The 24162-nt window shown below is 64.3% G+C and carries 25 protein-coding genes; 18 read left to right on the plus strand and 7 right to left on the minus strand.

Annotated elements, in window-relative coordinates:
- Nucleotides 1–102 precede the first annotated feature (102 nt).
- On the plus strand, nt 103–1653 hold the full coding sequence (locus ACTDXD_RS15945; RefSeq protein WP_440123291.1) for an ABC transporter substrate-binding protein: 1551 nt from the start codon (nt 103–105) through the stop codon (nt 1651–1653).
- A 690-nt stretch (nt 1654–2343) separates the two neighbouring features.
- Here ACTDXD_RS15945 and ACTDXD_RS15950 read toward each other — a convergent pair.
- The 3 genes from ACTDXD_RS15950 to ACTDXD_RS15960 form a co-directional block, all read right to left on the minus strand.
- Nucleotides 2344–3444 (minus strand): TIGR03617 family F420-dependent LLM class oxidoreductase, encoded by a 1101-nt coding sequence (locus tag ACTDXD_RS15950; protein ID WP_440123292.1) that lies wholly within the window; start codon nt 3442–3444, stop codon nt 2344–2346.
- A gap of 17 nt (nt 3445–3461) precedes the next feature.
- Nucleotides 3462–4640: a thiolase family protein gene (locus ACTDXD_RS15955; protein WP_440123293.1), complete on the minus strand. Its 1179-nt coding sequence runs from the start codon at nt 4638–4640 to the stop codon at nt 3462–3464.
- A gap of 86 nt (nt 4641–4726) precedes the next feature.
- The gene (locus ACTDXD_RS15960) at nt 4727–5050 is read right to left on the minus strand and encodes a molybdopterin dinucleotide binding domain-containing protein (RefSeq protein ID WP_440123294.1); all 324 of its coding nucleotides are present in this window, start codon (nt 5048–5050) and stop codon (nt 4727–4729) included.
- Here ACTDXD_RS15960 and ACTDXD_RS15965 point away from each other — a divergent pair.
- Complete coding sequence (locus tag ACTDXD_RS15965) at nt 5040–5510, plus strand: SDR family NAD(P)-dependent oxidoreductase (protein WP_440123295.1); 471 nt, start codon at nt 5040–5042, stop codon at nt 5508–5510. The two genes, ACTDXD_RS15960 and ACTDXD_RS15965, sit on opposite strands and share 11 nt — an antisense overlap.
- Nucleotides 5511–5583: 73 nt before the next feature.
- On the opposite strand, the gene ACTDXD_RS15970 is transcribed toward ACTDXD_RS15965, so the two are convergent.
- The gene (locus tag ACTDXD_RS15970) at nt 5584–6348 is read right to left on the minus strand and encodes an SDR family NAD(P)-dependent oxidoreductase (RefSeq protein WP_440123296.1); all 765 of its coding nucleotides are present in this window, start codon (nt 6346–6348) and stop codon (nt 5584–5586) included.
- A 175-nt stretch (nt 6349–6523) separates the two neighbouring features.
- On the opposite strand from ACTDXD_RS15970, the gene ACTDXD_RS15975 reads away from it, so the two are divergent.
- From ACTDXD_RS15975 to ACTDXD_RS16015, 9 genes are read left to right on the plus strand one after another with little or no spacing between them, the layout of a single operon-like run.
- Nucleotides 6524–7051 (plus strand): DoxX family protein, encoded by a 528-nt coding sequence (locus tag ACTDXD_RS15975; protein WP_440123297.1) that lies wholly within the window; start codon nt 6524–6526, stop codon nt 7049–7051.
- 2 nt (nt 7052–7053) lie between these two features.
- Entirely contained in the window at nt 7054–7509 is a 456-nt protein-coding gene (locus ACTDXD_RS15980) for a nuclear transport factor 2 family protein (RefSeq protein WP_440123298.1), read from the plus strand.
- Nucleotides 7506–8240: a tyrosine-protein phosphatase gene (locus tag ACTDXD_RS15985; RefSeq protein WP_440123299.1), complete on the plus strand. Its 735-nt coding sequence runs from the start codon at nt 7506–7508 to the stop codon at nt 8238–8240. The genes ACTDXD_RS15980 and ACTDXD_RS15985 overlap by 4 nt, the downstream gene beginning before the upstream one ends.
- A complete protein-coding gene (locus ACTDXD_RS15990; RefSeq protein ID WP_440123300.1) occupies nt 8237–9052 on the plus strand; it encodes an enoyl-CoA hydratase-related protein in 816 nt (271 codons plus the stop codon). Before ACTDXD_RS15985 ends, ACTDXD_RS15990 begins: the two co-directional genes overlap by 4 nt.
- Before the next feature lie 58 nt (nt 9053–9110).
- The gene (locus tag ACTDXD_RS15995; RefSeq protein ID WP_440123301.1) at nt 9111–10736 is read left to right on the plus strand and encodes an AMP-binding protein; all 1626 of its coding nucleotides are present in this window, start codon (nt 9111–9113) and stop codon (nt 10734–10736) included.
- Nucleotides 10733–11725: an NAD(P)H-dependent flavin oxidoreductase gene (locus ACTDXD_RS16000; protein ID WP_440123302.1), complete on the plus strand. Its 993-nt coding sequence runs from the start codon at nt 10733–10735 to the stop codon at nt 11723–11725. Before ACTDXD_RS15995 ends, ACTDXD_RS16000 begins: the two co-directional genes overlap by 4 nt.
- Nucleotides 11722–12159 (plus strand): PaaI family thioesterase, encoded by a 438-nt coding sequence (locus ACTDXD_RS16005; RefSeq protein ID WP_440123303.1) that lies wholly within the window; start codon nt 11722–11724, stop codon nt 12157–12159. Before ACTDXD_RS16000 ends, ACTDXD_RS16005 begins: the two co-directional genes overlap by 4 nt.
- Complete coding sequence (locus ACTDXD_RS16010) at nt 12156–12962, plus strand: enoyl-CoA hydratase/isomerase family protein (protein WP_440123304.1); 807 nt, start codon at nt 12156–12158, stop codon at nt 12960–12962. Before ACTDXD_RS16005 ends, ACTDXD_RS16010 begins: the two co-directional genes overlap by 4 nt.
- Nucleotides 12963–12974: 12 nt before the next feature.
- Nucleotides 12975–13763: an SDR family NAD(P)-dependent oxidoreductase gene (locus ACTDXD_RS16015; RefSeq protein WP_440123305.1), complete on the plus strand. Its 789-nt coding sequence runs from the start codon at nt 12975–12977 to the stop codon at nt 13761–13763.
- Between the two features lie 44 nt (nt 13764–13807).
- On the opposite strand, the gene ACTDXD_RS16020 is transcribed toward ACTDXD_RS16015, so the two are convergent.
- Nucleotides 13808–14542, minus strand: a complete 735-nt coding sequence (locus tag ACTDXD_RS16020; protein ID WP_440123306.1) for an enoyl-CoA hydratase/isomerase family protein — start codon at nt 14540–14542, stop codon at nt 13808–13810.
- A 69-nt stretch (nt 14543–14611) separates the two neighbouring features.
- Nucleotides 14612–15391 carry an ATP-binding cassette domain-containing protein gene (locus tag ACTDXD_RS16025; RefSeq protein WP_440123307.1) on the minus strand — a complete coding sequence of 260 codons (780 nt, stop codon included), beginning with the start codon at nt 15389–15391 and terminating at the stop codon, nt 14612–14614.
- Between the two features lie 131 nt (nt 15392–15522).
- Here ACTDXD_RS16025 and ACTDXD_RS16030 point away from each other — a divergent pair, with 131 nt between their 5' ends.
- From ACTDXD_RS16030 to ACTDXD_RS16050, 5 genes are all read left to right on the plus strand, one after another.
- Complete coding sequence (locus tag ACTDXD_RS16030; RefSeq protein WP_440127665.1) at nt 15523–17058, plus strand: acyl-CoA synthetase; 1536 nt, start codon at nt 15523–15525, stop codon at nt 17056–17058.
- A 56-nt stretch (nt 17059–17114) separates the two neighbouring features.
- Nucleotides 17115–18698, plus strand: coding sequence for an ABC transporter substrate-binding protein (locus ACTDXD_RS16035; protein WP_440123308.1), 1584 nt, complete (start codon nt 17115–17117; stop codon nt 18696–18698).
- Nucleotides 18695–19645, plus strand: coding sequence for an ABC transporter permease subunit (locus tag ACTDXD_RS16040; protein WP_054809948.1), 951 nt, complete (start codon nt 18695–18697; stop codon nt 19643–19645). The genes ACTDXD_RS16035 and ACTDXD_RS16040 overlap by 4 nt, the downstream gene beginning before the upstream one ends.
- Nucleotides 19646–19724: 79 nt before the next feature.
- The gene (locus ACTDXD_RS16045; protein WP_440123309.1) at nt 19725–20561 is read left to right on the plus strand and encodes an ABC transporter permease; all 837 of its coding nucleotides are present in this window, start codon (nt 19725–19727) and stop codon (nt 20559–20561) included.
- Nucleotides 20558–21571 (plus strand): ABC transporter ATP-binding protein, encoded by a 1014-nt coding sequence (locus ACTDXD_RS16050; protein ID WP_440123310.1) that lies wholly within the window; start codon nt 20558–20560, stop codon nt 21569–21571. The genes ACTDXD_RS16045 and ACTDXD_RS16050 overlap by 4 nt, the downstream gene beginning before the upstream one ends.
- Nucleotides 21572–21583: 12 nt before the next feature.
- On the opposite strand, the gene ACTDXD_RS16055 is transcribed toward ACTDXD_RS16050, so the two are convergent.
- Entirely contained in the window at nt 21584–22195 is a 612-nt protein-coding gene (locus tag ACTDXD_RS16055) for a TetR/AcrR family transcriptional regulator (RefSeq protein ID WP_440123311.1), read from the minus strand.
- 104 nt (nt 22196–22299) lie between these two features.
- Between ACTDXD_RS16055 and ACTDXD_RS16060 the strand changes: the two genes are divergently transcribed.
- Nucleotides 22300–23523: a cytochrome P450 gene (locus tag ACTDXD_RS16060; RefSeq protein ID WP_440123312.1), complete on the plus strand. Its 1224-nt coding sequence runs from the start codon at nt 22300–22302 to the stop codon at nt 23521–23523.
- A 76-nt stretch (nt 23524–23599) separates the two neighbouring features.
- Entirely contained in the window at nt 23600–24160 is a 561-nt protein-coding gene (locus tag ACTDXD_RS16065; protein WP_440127666.1) for a TetR/AcrR family transcriptional regulator, read from the plus strand.
- Nucleotides 24161–24162 lie beyond the last annotated feature (2 nt).

Raw genomic sequence — 24162 nt, forward strand, 5'->3', positions numbered from 1 at the left:
GGGAGTCGGCTGTTCGGCCTGCTGTGAAGTGGTACCGCGGCGGGGCCATGCCCTACTCGACGCCTCGGCGTATTCGGACCGACTACCTCCGAGGAGAAACACATGAAGGTGGGCTCGAAAGCCAAGATTGCGTTGGCGGCATGCATGACCGCCGTCTTGCTCGCGGGGTGTTCAGGGGCACAGGCCGAACGTTCCGGTGAGATCGACCCGAATGGGACCATCAAGGTCGCGAATGTCGCAGGAACGCCCACTCTGGACCCGCATGCGACAGCAGCCGAGATCGTCTGGATGCTCAGCACGATGCCGCTGGTGTACGACCAGCTCTTCTCGCTCGACGAGGAGGGCACACCCGAAGGTCGCCTGGTCGACAGCTGGTCCTACAGCGACGATGGGCTGGCATTGAACTTGATGTTGCGCAACGACGTGGTTTTCCGGGACGGCACGGTCCTCGATGCGGCTGCCGTCAAGTTGAATCTGGACCGAGCCCGCACTCTCGACTCCCCAGTTGTCAAGAAGCGGATGGAGCCCGTCACTGCGGTCGATGTGGTCGGACCCTACGAAGTCCGGCTCACCCTTGCAACGCCGACACCGACGATTCCCTATGTGCTGGCCGAGTGTGCAGGCTTCATCATGCATCCGGACCTGATCGCCAACGGCGACCCGGCCGTCGAAGCCAACGGCTCCGGTGCCTACAGCGTTGTGTCGTTCACGCCCCGCGAGAGTCTCGAACTCGTCCGTGACAACGACAACTACTGGGATCCTGACGCTGCGCGCGTCGAGACCGTGACTTTCCAGGCCTTCGCCGACAAACAGTCCTACGTCAACGCCGTGGTCGGTGAGCAGGTCGACCTCGGCAACTACCAGAGCTATGGTGACGCCGCGAAGGGCCAAGATCACCTCGACGTAGTAGAGGTCCCCACCGGTACCGGCGTTCAGATCGTGCTCAATTCGTCGATCGCTCCACTCGCCGAACTCGAGGTGCGTCAGGCGATCAACCACGCGATCGACCGCACATCGATTGTCGATGCGCTCATGCCCGGCTCCGAAGTGACGTATCAGCATGCGCGCCAAGGGTTTCCCGCGTACGACCCAGCTCTGGAGGGTGAGTACGAGTACGATCCGGAGAAGGCGAGGGCTCTCCTCTCCGAAGCGGGCCACCCCAACGGTATCGACTTGGGTGATCTCCTGGTCTCCCAGGCCGTTGTTCCGGGCACGTCTGACGCCGTCGTCGAACAACTCGCCGAGGTCGGTATCCGCGTCCGACCGATCGTCGTCGACCCGCAGGCCATTGCGACACAATGGAGCGAAGGTCGCAACGCAGCGATGCTCACATTCACTCAGGCCGGCACCGAGTTCAGCGCCGGGGCCGCGACCAGGTGGGGACCGCGATTCCAACCGAAAGGCATCCCGGAGGAGTTCACCAGCATGCTCGCGAATGCGGCGGACAATCGTCTCGACGACGCCGAACGCGCCGCTCGCTATCAGACGATCAACCGATATCTTGTCGAACAAGCGATCGCTGCTCCCATCGTGTGGCTCGATGACCAGTGGATCATCAACACTCGTATCGGTGGGTTCAGCGCACAGAGTGATTACGCGGGCACGACCAGCCCGTTGGCATGGGTTCCCCGCGGACTGTGGGTAACCGAGTAGGAGTGCCCACTTGTGGACACGAAAAACTCTTGAATAATGTAGCAACCCAGTCGAACTGGACCCGTCGGCGATGAGCTTACCGGAAGTCGCTGCGTCGCCAACGTTCATGGCATGCCCGGTCGACTTGGGTGGAGAAGAAGCAGTCAACGCTGACAGGTTTGAATGAAGGAAGCCGGCGTCTCCAGAGGACGCCTACTGCATCACTTTCCATCACAGGACGAGCTGCTCGTGGCTGCCGCCCACCATCTTGCGGCCGAACGCGTACGGGTCCTCGGATCCAGAACGGATTGGCCTGAAGACGATCGCGAACGTATCGCGGCTGCGGTCGAGACGATGTGGCTGACCTACCAACAACCGTATTTCTGGGCTTCGGTGGAGTTGTGGATAGCTGCTCGGTCGGACGAGCAATTGCGGGAAGCGCTCGTTCCGGGAGAGCACATCATGGCCGCGATGGTGCGCTCGGCGACCGAAATCTTCTTTCGGCCCCGACATCGCACGGAGGCCTGCTTGTCCCATGATCCGGGAAGTGCTGAACACGAGCATGCGCGGCGTCGCGCTCACCTACGCGATCGAGCCGCGCGATCCCCTCCGGGACCCACACCTGCCGGAGTGGATTTCGCTGGCTAAGCGACTACTTCAAGGGGTAGCGAGCTGAGTGCGTCCAGTAGACAGTGTTCGTGGCGACGACGCTTACGCGCCCGCCACCTGGAGCGCCTTTGCGACCTCCAGACGCAATTCCGGTGTCGGCACCCCGACGTTGTTGATCGAGTAGCGGGTTGCCACATCGCCGTATCTCGCGAGAAGCTCTTTCGCCGCTTCCGCGGGTGAACCGACCGCCGCGAACAACGCGAGGGTGTCGTCGTCGATCAACTCGCCCATGGTTACCCACCTGTCTGTGTCAACGGACTTCGACAGGAGATTCAATTCGTCAGCGAGATCGCCGAGTCCGTGCAGAGCGAGCACCGGTCGGTACGCTGGGGTCGAACCGTAGAACGCGATCTGACGACGTACCGCTGTCTTCGAAGCTGCGAGTTCTTCGTCGGTATGTCCGGTGACCACGAACCCGGAGCTGACGATTTCAGGATCAGCCTCCGGCGCACCAGGGGCGCGCCGACCACGCATGAGCGCGGGCAGTGTCGCCTCACGTACATAGCGTTCGGTGGTGAATGGATGCAACAGCATTCCGTCGGCGGTGCGTCCCGCAGTTTCGGTCATCTTCTCGCCGACTGCGGCGAGCAGCACTTTCGGCGCAGGGAAGTTGCTCGGAGGCGTGAACATCGGCGTCATCAGGGTGTGGCTGTAGAAGTCGCCCTGGAAGTCCAACTTCTCGCCGGTCGCCCACGAATCCCATATGGCACGCATGGCCGAGATGAACTCGGCCATGCGGGGCGCGGGTGCGCTCCACGGCATGGAGAACCGACGTTCGATGTGTGGCTTGATCTGGCTGCCGAGACCGAGTGTGAGACGGCCACCGCTGTAGTCCTGCAGTGCCCTACCCTGGACGGCCAGGGTCATGGGCGACCGCGCGAAGGCGACCACAATGTTGGTGAGCAGGTCGACGCGCTGGGTGACGCCGGCGGCGATGGTGAGGTGGAGCATCGGATCCGACACCACCTCGCTGTAGGAAACGCCGTCGAATCCCTTCGTTTCCGCGTCGCGGGCCATGTCCGCGACGTCGGCCAAGGCCCCGGTGGGGGAGGACAGCGGGAGATCGACCTTCATTTTCCCTTGCCTTTCATGGAAGGTGACGCGTTGCCGGGGATCGTTGCGGACCGCAACCGAGCCCGTCACGTCATGGCACGCTGGAGTCAGTGGACCTCGATGAGCACAGCACCACCCTGGCCGCCACCCGCACACATGGCCGCGACACCGATACCGCCGCCGCGACGACGCAACTCGTGGACCAGAGTTGTGATCATACGAGCCCCGGACGCCGAGATGGGGTGCCCGAGACTACAACCGCTGCCGCTGGTGTTGACAATGTCCTCGTCGATCCCGAGAGCGCGGCACGCCGCGATCGGCACGGAGGCAAATGCCTCGTTGATCTCCCACAGATCTACATCGGACACGGCCAGACCCGCACGATCGAGGACCTTGGGGATGACGTCGACCGCCGCCATTCCATTGCGCCGGGGTTCGACGGCGACGTTGGCCCACGCCCTCACGGTCGCGAGTCGAGTGAGGCCTTCGGCCGCGGCCAGGTCGTCGGCGACCAAGGTCAGTGCCGCCGCGGCGTCGTTGACGCCACTCGAATTACCGGCGGTGACGGAAAAACCGTCGATTTCCGGATGCAGTACCCGCAGTGCGGCGAGCTTGTCGAGTGTGGAACCGCGCCGGGGGTGTTCGTCGACCGAGAAGACGAGGGACGGGCCGTCTTTCTGGGGTGCTTTGACAGGGACGATCTCGTCGTCGAACAGTCCTGCGTCGATCGCGGCGACAGCACGTTCGTGCGAGCGAAGTGCCCACGCATCCATGTCTTCGCGCGTGAGTCCGGCTTCCTGGGCGGTGTTCCATCCAACCGTGATGGTCATGTCGAGGTTGGGTGCCTCCGGGGTGTCCGGATGCGCGGGACTCATCCAGTTGTCGATCCACTCGTCGGCGGTGCCGGGCACGCGATGCTGCTGCTTGGGGTTGAGTGAGGACGAATGGACTCCACCTGCGACGACGGCACGGTCCATGCCGGACCGGATCGACCCGGCCGCGTTCTGCACTGCTGTGAGACTGCCCGCGCAGTGCCGATTGACCGACTGGCCGGGAGCGTGCACCAAGCCGGCTTCGATCGCCGCGTAACGGGCGACGTCACCGCCCCCGTAGTTGGACTCGGCGAGTACGACGTCGTCGATCTTCCCGGGTGCCAGCCCGGAACGTGCGACAGCTTCCGTGATGACGAGTTGGGCCATCTCGGCGGGTGTTGTTTCGGTGAGTGAGCCCTTGAAGGAGGTACCGATCGGCGTGCGGACGGCACTGACGATTACTGCTTCTGGCATGTCTTCCTCGAATCCGGATACGACTGTGGCGCTCGGCGGCATGCGTGCACTTGCCCAAAAATATATGACTTGGTGAGATACGACAATCAGTGGCGGTCGAGTTTCGCTACGGCATCGACCGTGACCGGTACCGCGGTCATCGTCGGCATGTGATTGATCGTCTGGACGTTCGTATCGCACGTCAACAGTGCTGCGACGTTGCTACCGTGGGTGTGGAGATCGGCATCCGGGTTCAGAGATCCGTAACAATGCGTCATCGATACGATGCCCCGCCGTATTGTCTCGTCCGGAACTGCGACGGCCCGGATAGAACCATGACGGGACCGGATAGTGATCGTGTCATTCTCTGAAATCCCGCGTTGCCGAAGGTCGGCAGGATGGACGAAGGCGGGATTGAAAGTGCGACGCAAGCCCCGGTATGCCGCGGACTCGGGCCGGTCAAGGAAGCAAAGTTGTGTTGGGTCCCCATGGACAGACCAATGGCGTCGGGCCCCTGGCTACCGATCATGTCGCCGAGGCGATCCGCGCGCGGCAAGCAAGGCAGCGATCGTGCAGCTCTCCGAAGGGCTGGCCTTGTACCTGCGACCGAAGGGTATCGGCGTCACGCTGCTGTGCCCGGGTCCGGTCCGGACCAACATCGCTGCGTCACTGCCACCGGGTTTCGGCCCTGCTACCGGAACCCGGGGTCCTGGAACACAGTTCGGATTCCTGGAACCGGAGGTTGTCGGTGAGCAGGTTGCCGACGCCATCGTCGATGGCACCTTCTGGCTGCCGACCGACCCCCAGGTTCGCGACGTCCTCGTGCAACGCGCGTCGGACTGGGACGCCTTCATCGACGCGCAGGTGAAGGCGATCGCGTCGGCGGATTGAGAGAAGCCGGAAAGGGGCCGGCCGGATGAATTACCGGTCGGCCTTATCCCTGTTCAGCTCGAGAATGCGGGATCTACACGGGACCCATGCGGATTGCGCCGTCGATCCGGATGGTTTCACCGTTGATCATGGCGTTGTCGACGATCGACAGGGCGAGTTTGGCGTACTCGGCCGGAACGCCCAGGCGCGACGGGTGAGGGACTTGCGACGCGAGGGATTCGCGGACCTTGTCGGAGATGTTGTTCAGGATCGGTGTCTCGAACGTGCCGGGAGCGATGGTGACGACGCGAACGAGCTTGCGCGCGAGGTCGCGTGCGCCGACGAGGGTCAGGCCCACGATGCCTGCCTTGGCGGAAGCGTAGGGTACCTGGCCGATCTGGCCTTCGAAGGCTGCGACAGACGCGGTCATGATGACAACGCCGCGTTCTCCGCCGACCTCTTCATTCTTGACCATGCGTGCCGCAGCCAGACGTAGCACGTTGAAGCTGCCGACGAGATTGATGTCGACGACTTCCTGGTAGAGGTCGAGGCTGCCGGGAGTGCCGTCCTTCTCGACGAGGCGCAGCTTGCCTCCACGGCCGGCGCAGTGGACGACGGCGCGCAACGGGGCCCTTTTTTCGGCCTCGGCGAGTGCAGCGTCGACGGCATCTGCGTCGCGAACGTCGGCAGGCGCGAACGTCGCGAGTTCGCCGAGTTCCTTGGCGACGGTCTCGCCGTCGGAGGACGGGAGGTCGATGATGACGGTCGGGACGCCTCGCGCGATGAACGCCTCGGCGGTTGCCCGCCCGAGGCCGGAGGCGCCGCCGGTGACCGCGGCGGACGCGTTGGTGAGATCCATGGAAACGTGACCTTTCGTTCGTACGGAACTGGACAAACAGGTATTGCTCGGGAGTTTGGAACGTCTACCCTTGCCGACAACCTAGTTATACAGGTAATACTTGTGTAGCAGGATTGGTGCGGCGTCGGCAACGCATCCGTCCGTGAGTGGTCATGTCGAGGGAAACGGAGCTGAAGTGGACGCGATCGACACCGGCCTGGTGATACTCCGAGTGCTTTTGGGGATGACGATGGTCGCCCACGGATACGGCAAACTTTTCCGCGGTGGCCGCATCCCCGGCACGGCAGGATGGTTCGACAGCATGGGTATGCGACCCGGCAAGGTGCACGCGTGGCTGGCCGCCCTCACAGAGGTCGGCGCGGGTATCGCCCTCGCACTGGGCCTGCTCACTCCGTTCGCTGCCGCCGGATTCGTCTCGCTGATGTTCGTCGCCGCGTGGACCGTGCACAAGGGCAAGGGTTTCTTCGTGACGGCAGACGGCTGGGAATACAACCTCGTGCTGGCCGGGGGAGCAGTGGCTGTCGCAATCATGGGCGCCGGTAGCGCGAGCCTCGATCGCCTGATCTTCGGCGGCAACCTGCTCGATGGCTGGATCGGCGGTGCAATCGCGTTGATCGGTGGCCTGGCCGCGGCCGGCATCCTACTCGGAACGTGCTACCGCCCCGCACCGAAGCGCAGCGATGAGTCGGCGACGGTGTCGTGACGATGGACTTTACAGAGCTACACGCCCGCGAATGCGTTCGCGACACGGTCGCCCGGTACACCCACGCGGGCGACGGTGGAAAGCTCACCGAACTCGCCGAGTGTTTTACTTCGGACGGAACACTCGAGATCAAGAGCCGGTCCAGCGCGACAGGCCGGGATGCAATCGTCGAGATGCTCGGAGGCGGCGCGACCCATGCCGACCCACCGCGCGTCGCGTCGGGCGCAAAGTTCTTCCAGCGGCATTTCGTCGCCAATCTGACGTTCGATTCGATCACGCCCGACCGCATCGAGACGCGTGCTTACTTCGTAGTGTTCGGGCCGGACGGCGCGGATCACTGGGGCCGATACCGGGACGCCTTCGTGCCGGTCGGCGACCACTGGCTCATCGCGCACCGCTTCGTGGCGGTCGACACGACGGCACCCGGTTCGTTCCTCGAGGCCCGGTGGTCTCGATGACAGCACGCGGATTCGTCAATCTCCGCGATGTGGGCGGGCTGCCGCTCGTCGACGGAGGGGTGACCGCGCATGGCGTCCTGTACCGCGGCGACGCCCCCTACCCGGGCGACTCGGTCCTCCCCGAACTCGACTCCTGGCCGCCGAGCACCGTCGTCGATCTGCGGGGTGATGCCGAACGTGATCGATTCGCATACGGCTGGCCGAACGGCACGGTGGTACACAACATGCCACTGTTCGATTCAGCCGCGCCCGGTGCGCGGCCGGCCGACCTGCAGTCGCTCTACGCACGGATGCTCTACTACAACGAAACTCGGGCGGGAGAAATCCTCGGACTCGTTGTCGAACCCGAAGGCCCCGTCCTGCTGCACTGCACTGCCGGCAAGGACCGCACGGGCGTCCTCGTCGCGGTGTTGCTGCTCGCTGCAGGTGTCGAGCCGGATGCCGTAGTCGACGACTACGTCCGTAGCGAAGAAGCGTTGTTCGACCTCATCGACCGATGGCTCGATGTGGGCGTCCGTACCCGCAACTCTCCGCCACTCGCCGAACAGTTTCTGCGTGCACCCGCCGATGCGATCTCACCGATCGTCGAGCAACTCACGTCGGCACCCGGGGGACCGGCACAGTGGATGCTCGACCACGGCGCGAACCCCGCACACCTCGATACATGGCGGGCTCGGATGAACGGCGTTGCAGCGCCCGCGACCGGGCGACAGGAAGGGTTCGGGTCATGACTCTCGCACGGACCGACGTCGCCGCACCGTCGACGCTGACGGAACTCCGGGACGGAGTACTCGTCATCACGCTCAACAGACCCCACGCCCGCAACGCGATGAATGCGGACATGGCCGAACAGATCGGTGACGCGCTCGAACGCGCGCACCACGATCCTGAGGTGCGGGTGGTGGTCCTCACCGGTGCCGGTGAACAGGCGTTCTGCGGTGGCGGGGACCTCGTCGCGATGTCCGAAGGACAGTCCCTCGAACCAGCCGATCCCGTCAAGGAAGCGTGGGGCTTCGGCGGAGTGTGCAGGCACCCCATCGACAAGCCGATCATCGCGGCCGTCAACGGTTTTGCTGTCGGCGGCGGAGCTCAAATCGTTCTCACATGTGACCTCGTCGTGGCAGAGGAGAACGCCGTGTTCTCCCTCCCCGAGGTCGGCAACGGCCTCGTTGCCTCGTCCGGCGCGGCAGTGCGGCTTCCCGCGTGGCTACCTCGGCCGATCGCCATGGAACTCCTGCTGCTGGGGCGCCGATTCACTGCCGCCGAAGCCTACGCGTGGGGACTCGTCAACCGTGTCGTGCCGCCTGGACGCGCTCTCGAAGAGGCTTTCGTGATGGCCGAGACCATCGGCAGGCAGGCGCCGCTTGCGGTGCAGGCCACCAAGCGTGTGGTGGCGGGCATCGTCGACCGCGAGTTCGTCACCGAACATGATGCCTGGGAAAGAAATCTGATCGAGACTGCTGCGAACCGGGCCACCGAGGACGCGAAAGAAGGCCCCCGCGCGTTCGCCGAGAAGCGCCGACCTGTGTGGCTGGGCCGGTAACTCCAACCCCTTGCGTCTTTCCATACTACGCCGACCGACCAGAACCGAGGCGCCCGAGATGACAGCACCTGAAATCACCACCTACGACCCCGATGCGTTACGCGAGTTGTGGTACCGCGAAGGTTTCTACAGCGAGCTCACGTGGCCCGACGTGCTTGCCGAGAGTTGTGTTTCGGGAGCATCAGCGACCGTCGTGTATGCCGATGCCGAAGGTGGGCAACTCGTCACGACGGTCGGCGAGATCCACACGCTCGCTCAGCGCGTCGCCGCGGCACTGCAGGATCGTGGCGTCCGCGCAGGAGACGCAGTCGCTGTGCAGCTTCCCAACGGGATCGAAGCCTCGGTTGCGTACGAGGCGGTGCTGCTGACAGGCGCGGTTCTCGTCCCCATCGTGCACATCTACGGACCGAACGAGGTCCGCTTCATCCTTGAACAGTCGGGCGCAAAGGTTCTCGTCCAGCCCGATCGCTGGCGGTCGGTCGAGTACGGTGACCGTCTTGCCGTGTACTCCGATATCCCCACTCTCGAACACGTCGTAGTGGTCGGTGATGCCGTACCCGCCGACGCATGCGCCTGGAAGGATCTCGTCACCACCACATCGGTGTACATGCCGCCGACCGTTCACGCCGACGACGTCGCGCTGCTGATCTACACCTCGGGCACTACATCTGCGCCCAAGGGCGTACAGCACAGCCACAATTCGCTGCTCGCCGAGCAACGGTCGGCACCGCAGTACCTTGGTGCGGGCGACGACGCCGTGCAGCTCGTCTCGTTCCCGCCCGGCCACATTGCGGGCGTCGGCAGCGTGCTGCGGCCGCTGCTCCACGGCCACGATACGGTCTACATGGACACGTGGGATCCGTCCCTCGCAGTCGAGTTGATCGCTCGCCACCATGTCACCGCGACGTCGGGAACCCCTTTCCACCTCACGGGCATGCTCGACCTCGGAGATGTCGCTGGGAAGCTCGCGACGATGCGTGAGTTCCTCATCGGTGCGGCCACTGTGCCGGAAGAACTGGTTCGACGTGCGGCGACCGTCGGTATCAGCACGTACCGTTGTTACGGGTCGACCGAACAGCCCACCATCACCTCGGGTTCCGCAGTCGATCCCGAGGTCGCACGCCTCGGAACCGACGGATCGCCGCTCCCGGGTGTGCGGGTGCGCATCGTCGACGAGGCCGGCGCCGATGTGCCCACCGGCACCGACGGCGAGGTCGTTACGCGCGGGCCCGACCAGTTCGTCGGCTACCGAGATGCGAGTCTGAACGTCTCGGCATTCACCGTCGACGGCTGGATGCGCACTGGTGACCTGGGCCATCTCGATGCCGACGGTCGGCTCACGATCACCGACCGCATCAAGGACGTGGTGATCCGTGCGGGTGAAACCATCTCGTCGGGCCAGCTCGAGGATGTGCTCGTCACCCACCCGGCGGTGGCCGAGGGCGCAATCGTCGCAGCACCCGACCCCCGATACGGCGAAGTTGTCGCCGCAGTCGTGGTGCCTGTGCCCGGCACCGATATCGATCTCGACAGCATTCGCGAGCACTTCGCGAAATCCGGTCTCGCGAAGCAGAAGACCCCCGAGCGATTTGTTCTCGTCGACTCACTCCCACGCACGGCGTTGGGCAAGATTCGCAAGGCCGAACTGCGCGCCGAGCATTTCCCGAAGGGCGGTATCCGATGAGTGTGCGCTGGCAGGACTTACGGGTGCCGGTGATGGCGGCACCGATGTTCATCGTCTCGAATCTCGACCTCGTGATCGCCGCGTGCCGCGCGGGTGTCATCGGCGCATTCCCCTCTGCGAATCCGCGGGCTCCCGAGACACTCGACGACTGGCTCGGCGCAATCCGCGCCGCTGAGCGCGAAAGCATCGATCGTGGTGAGCCGTTCGCGCCGTTCTGCGTGAACTTGCTCGCGTCGTCCGCGGTCGACAAGAACAAGCGTGACCGTGCACTCGCGACCGTCGCGAAACACGAAGCACCGCTGATACTCACCAACATGGGTGATCCGAAGGAGGTCGTGGACGCCGCGCACGGCTGGGGCGGTACGGTGTTCCATGACGTGACGACTATCCGGCACGCAGAAAAGGCGATCGAGGCCGGTGTCGACGGGCTCATGCTGGTGTGTGCAGGAGCAGGTGGGCACGCGGGTACATTGTCGCCGTTCTCTTTCCTGCCGCAGGTGCGCCGCATCTTCGACGGACCCATCATGCTGGCCGGTGGTATCGCCGACGGACACGGAATCGCCGCAGCACTCGCGCTCGGGGCCGACCTCGTGGTGATGGGCACCCGGTTCATCGCGACCCTCGAATCGGGCACGGTCGACGAACACAAAGACATGCTCGTGGATTCGCGCAGTGAGGACGTGTTGTTCACCGACGCGATTGCCGGCTTGCCAGCCAGTTTCCTTTCGCCATCCATTGCCGCGAACGGGCTCGACCCTGCAGACCTGCCGAAACCACTGGCGAGACACCGCCCGAACCTGCCCGCCGGTGTGAAACCGTGGAAGACGGTGTTCAGTGGAGGCCATTCGACCGGTCTGATCCATGATGTTCCGCCGGTGGCGGGCGTGGTCGACCGGCTGGCGCACGAATTGGGCGCGGCCCGAGACGCCGGCGACTGGCGCGCTGCGCTCGCGGCCGCGGTGGCCCGCACAAAGTACGAGCGATCATGACGAGTACTCCTGGTTCGCTCACGCTCTCCGGCTTCAACTCGCATCTCGGTGTGACGCTGACCGAGGTCGGGCCTGATCGCGTCACCGCGACGATCGAGATCACCGAGGAGCACCTGCAGCCCGCGGGCATTGTCCACGGTGGCGTGCACTGCGCGATCATCGAGACGCTTGCAAGTATCGGTGGAGGCCGGTACTTCTCGGGCCCCGGCCGCAGTGTAGTCGGGGTGAACAATTCGACGGACTTCATTCGAGCGGTAGGCGCGGGAAGTGTGCTCACCGCAGAGGCGACCCCTATCCACCGCGGGCGGACCCAGCAGCTGTGGCAGGTCGAGATCGTCGGGCCCGACGACCGGCTCGTGTCCCGCGGAACCGTCCGGCTGGCGAACCTCGAAAACTTAGAAGGCAACCCGAGCAGAGAATCGAGGAATTCATGACCGATGTGCTGTCGATCGAGCATCCGCGGGAAGGCGTCAAGATCCTACGGATGAACCGTCCGGACAAACTCAATGCATTGGATATCGAGCTTGCCGCGGCACTGCATCGGGAATTCGATGCCCTCGCATCGGATCGTACGACTCGGGTGGTTGTCCTCACCGGAGCCGGACGCGGCTTCTGCGCGGGCCTCGACCTCGACGGATACGGCGAAGTGCCCGATACCGAGCAGTCCGGTGATGTGCACCGGACGCTCGCGCGCCAGGAAGATATCGCCTCGCTCGTTCAGAAGATCCGGAGGCTGCCTCAGGTCTTCGTCGCTGCCGTCAACGGTCCTGCGGCCGGCGGGGGTTTCGCGCTGGTATGTGCGTGCGACGTGCGTATCGCCGCCGAAAGTGCTGTCTTCGCAGTGTCGTTCATCAAGGTCGGATTCTCCGGTTGCGATATCGGCACATCCTGGTTGCTGCCGCGCATCGTCGGCGCGGGCCGGGCGCACGAATTGATGCTCACCGCCCGCAAGTTCGGCTCCGACGAAGCCGTGCGGATCGGTCTGCTCGCCGACGTCGTTGCCGATGACCAACTCGACGGCCGCATCGACACCTGCGTCAGCGATCTGCTCGCGGCACCCCCGCTGTCGCTGGCGCTGACCAAGCGCGGCATGTGGCTTTCGCTCGAGATGCCGTCGTTCGATACCGCCGTCGAATTCGAGAACCGACAGCAGGCTCTCACCTCGGTGACAGCCGACCAGGCAGAAGCGATGACCGCATTCGTGGAGAAGCGGTCGCCCACCTACGAGAACCGATGAGAAAAAGATTCCGTGAGTAACGAGGGTTCGAAACGTGAAGCGCCGGTCGTCCTGATCAGCGGGGCGGGCCGCGGAACCGGTCGTGCGATTGCGCTACGTCTGGCGCGCGAAGGATTCGACGTCGCCGGCTTGTATGCGCGAAACGACGAAGCTGCCGAAAGTACTCGAGCTGAGGTGGAGTCGACCGGTGTGCAGTGCCGAATGTATCGGTGCGACGTCGCGGACACAGCCGCCGTCGCGGAGCGGGTCGAGCAGGTATCGGCCGATTTCGCCCGCATCGACGCACTGGTCCACAACGCCGGAATCGCCAGTCGAGGAAAGACCGTGGCCGACACGGAACCGGCGGAGATGGCCAGGGTGATCGGCGTGCACGCATTCGGCGCATTCCATCTGTTGTCGGCAGCGATTCCGATACTGCGCAAGTCCGATCGGGCGTCGGTCGTGCTGATCTCCAGCACCGCGGCGGCGACGGCGGCGCCGGGTAACGCGCCGTACACGATCGGCAAGGTGGCGCTCGAGGCGCTGGGCAGGACCGTTGCTGCCGAAGAAGCCTGCAACGGTATCCGCGTGAACATCGTGGCACCCGGCCTTATCGCCACCGAAATGGGGGATCGTTTGGCCCGGGCCGTCACCGGCGCTGCAGGCGCGACCGAACTGGACGCGCAGATGCCGTTCGGGCGAGTCACCCGACCGGAAGACGTCGCGGAAGCGGTGGAGTTCCTGATCTCCGACCGCGCTCGTCAGGTCACCGGCCAGCGCATAGAGGTGCACGGAGGCGTGCCGGGCGTGCCGAGAGCTTGATCAGGGTCATGATCCGACCTCATAGCGTTGTGCCCGAGGACCCATCAACCGGTCCGCGGGCCCATAGCTGGAAGCGCTCGCGCCGCTTCGTACTCCGCCGCGAGCGCGTCGAGTACGGTCTGCTTGCGATTCGCGGAGAGCAGGCGTTTCGACGCGACAATCGATTCCGGTGCGAAATCCGCAATCGTTCGGGCATACCTGCGGACGACCTCGTCGAAGTTTGCCAGCGGAATCTCGGCAGCGGCCAGGCCCAGACGCACCGTCTCGGCCGAGTCGATCCACCGGGAACTGAGGATTACGTCCATCGCCGCTTGCCGGCCGATCAACGCCGGCAGGAGGTGACTACTGCCCGCCTCGGGTACCGTCCCCAATGCCGTGAACGGTGCCCGGAGCCTGCATCCCTCGGCGACGAGGACGACGTCGCACAGCAACAGCAGTGTCATTCCGAATCCCACCGCAACACCGTGGGGGGCTGCGACAACCGGTTTCGACATCCCCGCCAGAGTCCCCACAAGCTCGGCGAACCGTGTTCTCAGTTCTTCGGGATCGGAGAACGTCAGGGCATCCAGATCGACGCCGCTCGAGAATGCCCTTCCCGCACCACGAATGAGGACGACTCGGACGGAGGCGTCCAGTTCGGCATCTGCGAGAGCGCGAGTCAGCTGTAGATAACCTGTGGAGGTGAAGGCGTTGAGACGTGCTGGACGATCAAGAGTCACCAAGCAGATCCCATCGGTGACTTCTACGTCGATCTCGGTGGGTGACAATGTATCGGACACTCTTCTTCCTTCGTAGGGAGCGGAGGTGCACGCATCTGGGGCTGCGGAGCGCAGGCCGCGCGGCATCCGTCACACCGCTGCGGCCTCGGGCAGTTCCGGGATGGCAGACAGCAGGGTTCGGGTGTACTCCTGCTGCGGATCGGCGAAGAGTGCGTCGGTGGCCGCGTACTCCACGATTCTGCCGGACTGCATCACCGCGACCGAGTGCGCGAGTTTCTCGACAAGCGCCAGGTCATGGCTGACAAAGAGGTAGGACACGCCCCGCTCCTGCTGTATGTCCAGGAGTAGGTTGATGACCTGCGCCTGAACGGATACATCCAGTGCCGCGACGGGTTCGTCGCACACGATCAACGACGGGTCCGTGCTCAGCGCGCGGGCGATCGCCGCTCGTTGCAGTTGGCCACCGGACAAACCGGTGGGGTATCGGTCGAGTAGATGCGTGCCGAGGCCGACGCTGTCGAGCAGCGCAGCGGCACGATCCTTCAATTCCCCGCGAGGGCACAGTCCGTGCACGAGGAGCGGTTCGGCGACCGCCTTCCAGATTCGCATCCTCGGGTTCAGGGATGAGAACGGATCTTGGAAGATCATCTGCGCGTCGCGTCGGAAGCTCCTCAGGCCGGCACCACGCAGGCTGCGGAGATCCCGTCCGCGAAATGTGATCTCGCCCGAGTCCGCGTCGGTCAGTCGCAAGACGAGACGACCCGTCGTGGATTTTCCTGCGCCGGATTCGCCTACCAGAGCCAGGGTTTCACCCTCGCCCACAGTGAAGGACACGTCGTCGACCGCCGGCCGCGACGCGGATCCGTGCGGGAATGTCTTCGACAGGGAGTGAACGTCGAGAAGGGGCATGGTGCTCCATCGGGTCAGTGGATGCCACGGGTTGTGTGATGCGTGCAACATAGTATACAAAGTGTTCTAAGTGAAGTTGCGAATTTGCCGTTCTTTCGGGGCGGCCTCGTGGAGGGATTGCTGTGACGGCGATGAACCTGACGGATCTGGCGGCAAACTACGAGAGCAAGCCGGCGGTGGTGATGGCCGGCAGCGGCGACACGCTGAGCTACCGCGAACTCGAAGACGCGTCCAACCGCATCGCTCACCTGTTCCGGCAGCGTGGCCTGCAGGCGGGTGACCATATCGCGGTGCTCATGGAGAACTGCCTGGACGTGTTCCCCGTCGTCTGGGCCGCGCAGCGCGCGGGTCTTCTCTACACGCCCGTCAACTGGCATCTTGCAGACGATGAGGCGGCGTACATAGTCGAGAACTGTGGCGCCCGAGTGCTCGTGCATTCCGAACAACTCGACCGGCTCGCTTCCGTCATCGAGTCCGGAAACTCAGCTCTTGAAGCAAGATTGACGGTGGGCCACGTGTCCGTGAGTGGGGCCGAGCGGCTCGCCGATGCGATTGTCGGACTTCCCGATATCCCGATCGACGACGAGTTCGAGGGGTATTACATGTTCTATTCGTCCGGCACGACCGGGCGACCCAAAGGCATCCTGCCTGCACTGACCGGCGCACCTTTCGGGACCGGACTGACCATCGACTCGACGATGCGAAACGCCTTCGGGTTCGGCTCGGACACCGTGTATCTGAGCCCTGGACCCCTCTACCACGCAGCACCCCTCGGATGGAGCATGGGCACCGTCCGCAACGGTGGCACCGTAATCGTCATGGAGCGGTTCGATGCCGAAGGCGCACTGTCCGCGATCGAGCGGCAGCGGATCACGCACGCCCAGTTCGTGCCCACCATGTTCGTGCGCATGCTCAAACTTCCGGACGAGTCCCGGACCCGGTATGACGTGGAGAGCTTGCGCGTGGTCATCCACGCGGCCGCGCCGTGCCCGGTCGAGGTCAAAGAACGCATGATCGAGTGGTTCGGCCCGAAGATCGTCGAATTCTACGGGGCCACCGAGGGCAACGGATTCTTCCTGATCACCACACCGGAGTGGCTCGAGCATCGGGGGTCGGTCGGCAGGCCGCTCCTCGGCGAAGTACACATCTGTGATGACGACGGAAACGAACTCGAGCAGGGAGAAGTCGGCAGCATCTGGATGAGCGGCACGGCGACGTTCGAGTACCACGACGAGACCGACAAGACCTCCGGTGCGTACAACGACAAGGGCTGGAGCACGCTCGGTGACCTCGGGCATGTCGACGAGGACGGCTACCTCTACCTGTCGGCCCGACGCACCGACCTGATTCTGTCCGGCGGGGTGAACATCTATCCGCAGGAGATCGAAGACGCGCTGACGATGCACCCGGCGGTCCTCGACGTCGCGGTCATCGGCATACCGGACGACGAGATGGGGCAGCGGGTGCACGCAGTGGTGACCCCGGCCGACGGCATCGCTGCGGACGAGGCTCTCGCGGCCGAGCTGATTACTCATGCACGGGACAAACTTGCGCATTTCAAGGCGCCCCGGACTGTCGAGTTCGGTGAGGTACCGCGCTTGCCGAGCGGCAAGATCCTCAAGCGCACATTGCTTGCCCGTTACGAGGGCACGAGCGTCACGCAGTAACGAGTCGACGCCGCGGGGAGCGGTATCTCGGTCACATCGAGTTCGTAAGGAGAACTATGGCCGTTCACAGATCGCGGCGCCACGTCGGGGCAGCGGTTCTTGTCGTGATAATGCTCGCCGCCGGCTGCGGATACGGGCCGGGTAGTGCGTCCGAGGCGCCGGACCCCGACACCGCGGTCCTCGACCGCGGGGCGGACCTCATTGCTGCCACTACTGCGGTGCCGACCGGCTTCGACCCGCACCGTGAGCGCACGTCGGGTGAACGCGTGTATTACTACCCGGTTTTCGACCGCCTGACCAGGGCCGAAAACGGTGGGGAGATCGTGCCGATGCTCGCCGAATCGTGGGTTACCGCTCCCGACGCGATGTCGATGTCGATGGTGCTCCACGATGACGTCGAGTTCCACGACGGCACACCGTTCGATGCCTCGGCGCTGGTCGCGTCGATCACGCGCGCGCAGCAGTTGCCGGACTCGGTGGTGGCGCCATTCCTGGCAACTCTCGAGCGCATCGAGATCGTGGGCGATCACGAGGTGGTGTTCCACTACTCGGCGCCCACTCCGGATATGCCCACCGTCCTCGCCGGGCCGGCCGGTGCGATGATCAGTCCCGCCGCACTCGCCGACCCGAACCGCGACCTACGGGTCGATCCGGGTACCGCGGGCACCGGTCCGTATCTCGTCGAGACCTTTGTTCCGAGCCAGTCGGTGAGCTATGTCCGCGCCGCAGAGGAGAACTGGGATCCTGAGGCGGGCGCGCTGGCAAATCTGGAGATTCGCTTCATTGCCGACGACCGTACCCGTGACTCCGCGATCCGTTCCGGGGAAATCGACGTGTCCTACGTCAACTCGGTGGTCGCGCAAGGAGTGCGGCAGGCTCAGCTGGCAGCGCAGGGCAGTACTTTGCGGCTCGTCGAGGTGCCGACCAGCCAGCTTGCGGCATTGTGGATCCAATCCGATCGTCTGCCCGATCCTCGAGTTCGCGAAGCGCTGGTGCGCGGGATCGACCGCGAGGCAATCGCAGAGGGCTACTACCAAGGTGATTGCGTTCCGTCGGCGCAGCTGCCGAGGGAGGGATTCCCAGGTTATGTCGAGAACTTCACCGATCCGTATCCGCACGATCCAGCGAAGGCCCGGGAACTCGCTGAGGCGGCCGGCTGGAGGAAGTTCGAGATTTCCTACACCGCAGGCCGCGAAGCGCTCCCGGTGATCGCGGCCGACAATCTTGCCGAGATCGGTGTCGAGACGGTGCTCCGGCCGGGCACCAGCATCGAGGCACTGACTGCCTTCCGCACTGCACAGTCCGATTCGTTCATGTACTCGATGGCGTCCGAGGGCACGGTAGCCGACACAGTGAAGTGGACCATGGCCGACTCCCGGCTCTCCTACGACGATCCTGAGCTTGCCGCGCTTGCCGAACAGGCTTCCAGGGCAGTCGATCCGCAGGAACGCGAACGGATCAACGCGCAACTGGTGACTGCTCTTGCCGAAGCTGCGATCTTCGTTCCGATCTGCCACTACAACACGTACTTCCTCATAGCGTCCGACGTGGTCGGCTTCGACGAGGCGCTCAACGGTGAGTCCCAGTTCATGATGGACCTGCGCTACGTCGGGCGGGTCGGAGAGGCAGAACCGTCGTGACGACACTGCGCCGGGTCGTCATCACGACCCCGGTCCTGTTCCTGCTGGTCACCTTCTCGGTCTTCGCGATGATGGCGGCCGCACCGGGAGACCCTGCTATCGACCTTGCCGGCCAGAATGCTACGGACGAGGATATCGCCCGCGTGCGTGGTGAATTGGGTCTGGATCAACCGTTCTTCATTCGGTACTGGAATTGGCTCTCCTCGGCCCTGACGGGCGATCTCGGTACGTCCTACAGCAGACGGCAGCCCGTCACCGAGCTCATCGGTTCGCGACTCGAACCGACCCTGTCGCTCGCGCTGGTCGCGATTGTCATTGCGATCGTTCTGGGTGTGGGCCTGGGCATCGTTGCCACCGTGCGCCCCGGAGGGGTGATCGACCGGATCGTCGGTGTGGTGTCCGCGGCAGGTATCGCACTCCCGCAGTTCTGGGTCGGCATGCTTCTGGTCATGGTCTTCGCGCTGACCCTGCGCACCATGCCTGCCACCGGATACGTTCCGTTGTCCGAGGGAGTGGCCCCGTGGGCGGCGCATGTGGTGTTGCCTGCGGTCGCCTTGGCCATCATGCCTGCCGCCGAGCTCGCCCGGCACACCCGAGGCTCGGTGCTGGAAGTGCTGGACAAAGACCACATTCTCACCGCGCGAGCAAAGGGTATGCCGACCTGGCGGATCTACACGATGCACGTCGTGCGCAATGCGGGCATCCCGATCGTCACCGTGCTGGGCATCCGTATCGCGCAGTTGCTCGGCGGCACGGTCGTGATCGAAACCGTTTTCGGCATCCAGGGCCTCGGAACCTTGACCATCGACTCCGTGCTCGGACGTGACATTCCGACGATTCTCGGGATCGTCGCGCTCGCCGCTGCTGTCGTTCTGGTGATCAACCTGCTCGTCGATCTTTCCTATCGCTTCATCGACCCGAGGACGGTCAACCGTGTCGCTGCATGATGAAAAGGTCCGGGCCCCGGCCCCTGTCGCGCCTCCGGCATCGGCCGAAGCTGAGAAGCCCCCCGCCGCGGACGCGAGTATGGCTGCCGCGACCGTACGCACATTGTGTCGAGATCGAGCCACACTGTGTGCCCTCGTCTTTCTTGGGTTCGTCACGCTCGTGGCAATTGTCGGTCCGCTCGTCGTGTCCACCGACCCCAACACCTTGAACCTGCGGCACGCCCTGGTATCGCCGAACTCCGAATTTTGGCTCGGCACCGATGATCTCGGTCGTGATCAGTTCAGCCGACTGGTCGACGCGACGCGCGTGACCATGATCGCGGCGACAGAGGCTGTCCTCGTGTCGGTCATCATCGGTCTGCCGCTGGGGCTGGTATCCGGATACTTCGGGGGGAGGATCGACGCGGTGTTCGGCCGACTCAACGATGCGCTGATGAGCGTGCCCGCCCTCCTGCTCGCCGTGACTGTTGTGGCGGTAGTCGGACCGGGCCTGACCACCGCAATGTTCGCGATCGGCGTGGTGTTCTCACCTTCGATCTTCCGCATTGTCCGCGGTGCCACGATGGCGGTGCGTTCCGAAACTTATGTGGAAGCTGCCGTGGCGATCGGATGCCGGCCTCTGCGCATCATGTTCGTCCATGTGCTACGTAACACCTTTCCGCCGGTGCTTGTTCAGGTCAGCTTGCTGTTCGGGATCGCAATGATCGCCGAGGCGAACCTCAGCTTCCTCGGCTTGGGTGTGACCCCACCGCAGGCGAGTTGGGGATCGTTGCTGCGCACCGCGTTCGACAACTTCTATGCGGCACCGTTCTTGATGTTCGCGCCGGGCCTTGCCATCGCACTGACGGTTCTGGCGTTCTCCCAGATCGGTGACGGTCTGCGCACCGCTGTCGGCGACACGAAGGGGACACGATGAGCAAGCAGAGTGCTACTGGAGGAGATGTCGTTCTCGAAGCGCGCGACCTCACGATCGAGTTCGGTCACGGGCGGGATGTGATTCGGCCGGTCGACGGCGTCGACCTGGTACTGCGGCGCGGTGAAATGCTCGGGCTGGTAGGGGAATCCGGTTCCGGTAAGAGCGTCACGTCTCTCGCGATCACGGGCCTGACCGAATACACCGGTGGCCGCATCGTGTCCGGCAGCGTCCGTCTCGGTGACATCGATGTCCTCGCGCTCACACCCAAGCAGCGCAGTGCGATTCTCGGTCGCGATATCGGCATGATCTTCCAGCAGCCACGCCGCAGTTTGAATCCGACGATGTCGGTCGGGGGACAGATCGCAGAATCTGTGCGACGTCATCGCGGTGGTAGCCGTAAGGAGGCGTGGGCGCGGGCTGTGGAGATGCTCGATCGGGTAAGAATTCCGGACGCGACGCGGCGTGCGCACGAGATGCCGTTCAGCTTCAGTGGGGGGATGGCGCAGCGCGTCATGATCGCGATGGCGCTTGCGTGTGAACCGTCCGTCCTGGTGGCCGACGAACCGACGACCGCGCTCGACGCAACCGTGCAGGCCCGCGTGATGGAGTTGCTCGCCGAACTGCAGCGTGATCTTGATGTTGCGGTCCTGCTCATCACTCACGATCTCGGTGTCGCGTCCGGGACCTGTGATCGGATCGCGGTGATGTATTGCGGGCAGATCGTCGAGGAAGGCCCGACGGCGGACGTGCTGGTACGGCCCTCGCATCCGTACACCAAGGGACTACTCGCCGCGACGCCGCGACGTGGTCGCGGTGGCAGACTCGACCCGATTCCCGGCAGCGTGCCTCCTCCCAACGCGATTCCTGCCGGCTGCCGGTTCCACCCCCGCTGCGCGATGTCCACACCCGGTGCGTGCGACACACGGCCGGTTCTTCTCGAATCCCAGTGCGAAGGACGCGCCGATCGATGCGTGCATCCGGAGAATGGTCCGGTCCCCGCGCGGGCGTGAGGGCTGCTACACCTACCTTGCGTCCTCACCCCGCGTTTGTGCGCTGTCCACGCCCACATACGCCAGTACGCCCCGGACTACCGTCTCGTAGATGCGGTCGAGAGCTACTTCGTCGCCGAGGAAGCCGCTGCTCTCGAGGAGTGCAAACCCGTGCAGAGCCGAGAACATGCCGATCGTGACTTCGAGCCTGTTCTTTTCGGGGACCCCGCAGGAAGCGAGCATCGTGCTGAGCGCGACGTTGGCATCGAGCGCTGCCGCGATCAGCGTCTCCCGATCGATCGGCGCAGTGGTCAGCGCTTGGTAGCGCCTCGGGCGCGTCGTGGCCCACGCTCTGTGGGCGTCGATCAGAGCGCGCAGACCGTCTCTGCCACTGCGCCCCATCGCCACTTCACGCAGGTGAAGCCCGAGGTCCGTCATCGCGCGCGCCTGTACTGCGGCGCGGACGTCGTCGAGGCCGCGGACGTGGTTGTAGAGGGAGGCTGCGACGATCCCGAGCCGGCTCGACAGCGTGCTCATCGAGAGTTGCTCCCACCCGGCCTCGTCGACCGCATCGATCGCAGCGTCGATCACCTTGTCGCGCGTGAGGGTTCGTCGTCTGACCGGTCGGGAATTGTCACGTGCCATGAATTCAGTCTAAGGGGCTTACGTTACAAACGAAGATATGTAGTTTATAAGTGATGACTGTTCGTCACCTTCAAATCTGAGCCGTTCGAGCGTGAGGCGCAACCATGACGACTTCCCGTACCGATCTGAAGAATCCCGATCTCTACACCGAGGGGGTTCCGCACGCTTTCTTCGACGACCTCCGCAGGCACTGCCCGGTGTATTGGCAGCCCGAAGACGACGGGCCCGGATACTGGGCGGTGACCCGGCACGCCGACGTCATCGGCGTCTCACGCGGCACGACCTTCTCGGCCGCAATGGGATCCACCCAGATCGACGAGTTCGACGAGGAGACCCGGCTCAAACAGGCATCGATGCTCCTCAACCTCGATCCCCCGGACCACACGCGGCTGCGTCAGCTCGTCAGCAGAGGCTTCACCCCGCGCGTGACCAAGCAGCTCGAAGGTCGAATCCGCGCCATCTGTACACGCGTGGTCGACGACTTGATCGAGGCGGGTCGCGACGGGAAGATTGTCGACTTCGTGCCGGTCGCGGCAGCGCCACTCCCGCTCGAAGTGATCGCCGCACTGCTCGGCGCACCCGCCGAAGATGTCGGCAAACTCTACGACTGGTCGAACAGGATGATCGGCTGGGACGACCCGGAGTACGGCAGCACCCGTGCGGATGGCGAACTTGCTGCGGCAGAGGTTTTCCTCTACGCCAACGAGATTGCCGCACAGCGACGGGTGGAGCCGCGCGACGACATCGTCACCAGGCTCGTCACTCCAGACGAGAACGGCGACACACTCTCCGAAATGGAATTCGACATGTTCTTCGTGCTCCTCGTGATCGCGGGGAACGAGACGACCCGCAACGCGATCTCCGGCGGAATGCAGGCTTTCATGGACCACCCCCATCAATGGCGACGTCTGCAGAACGAACCGGAACTCCTGCCGAGCGCGGTGGAAGAGGTCCTACGCTGGGTCAGTCCTGTCATCGGATTCCGTCGCACACCCACCTGCCCGGCCGCAATCGGAGACCAGGAGGTCGACCGGGGCGACAAGGTGGTGGTCTACTACCCGAGTGCCAACCGCGACGCGGACGTGTTCGACGACCCCCACGTCTTCGACATCGCGCGCAGCGACAACCCGCATGTGGCATTCGGCGGTACCGGTGTGCACTTCTGCCTCGGTGCGCACCTCGCGCGGCTCGAACTGAAGATCATGTTCGAGACCCTCGCGACGCGACTCGACCGCGTCGAACCGGCGGGGCCTGCGCGGCGGTTGCGATCGAACTTCATCAACGGGATCAAGGCCATGCCCGTGCGGATCCACCCGCGCCAGGCCTGAATTCATGCGCGCGCAGGTCGTCGACCATTGCCGGACGATGGTTACCGTAGTAATGTCCAGACACGTGTCCAGAAATGTGAATCTCGAATCCACCCGACGTCGGCTCACCGAACGGCAGGCCGACACCGTGCAGCGCCTCACGCAGGCCGCCGTCGAGGTATTGAGCGAAGAAGGATTCACCGGACTCACCGTCCGCATCGTCGCCGCACGCGCCGGCGTGGCTCCCGCCACCGCCTACACGTACTTCTCCTCCAAGGAGCACCTGGTCGCGGAAGTATTCTGGCGCCGGCTCGCCACCGCACCCATCGAAGAGTCGGGCGAAGCGGATCGAGTCGACCGCGTGGTTTCGGTCCTCAGGGGCGTGGCGCTGCTCATGGCCGACGAGCCGGAACTGGCCGCCGCAGTCACGAGTGCGCTGCTCGGCCGCGACCCCGACGTCGAGCATCTGCGCGCACGAATCGGTATCGATATCCGCGAAAGGCTCTCCGCCGCACTCGGGGACGGCCCGGACGGCGACGAGCTCGAGGCGCTCGAACTGCTCTACGCAGGTGCGCTCGTGCGCGCGGGAATGGGTTACGGAACATACGAAAAGCTCGCCGACAGGCTGGAAATCTCGGCCCGACTGTTATTGGAGTGATC

Origin of the sequence: Rhodococcus sp. SJ-3, from assembly GCF_051918125.1 — a bacterium.
GTDB lineage: Bacteria > Actinomycetota > Actinomycetes > Mycobacteriales > Mycobacteriaceae > Rhodococcus.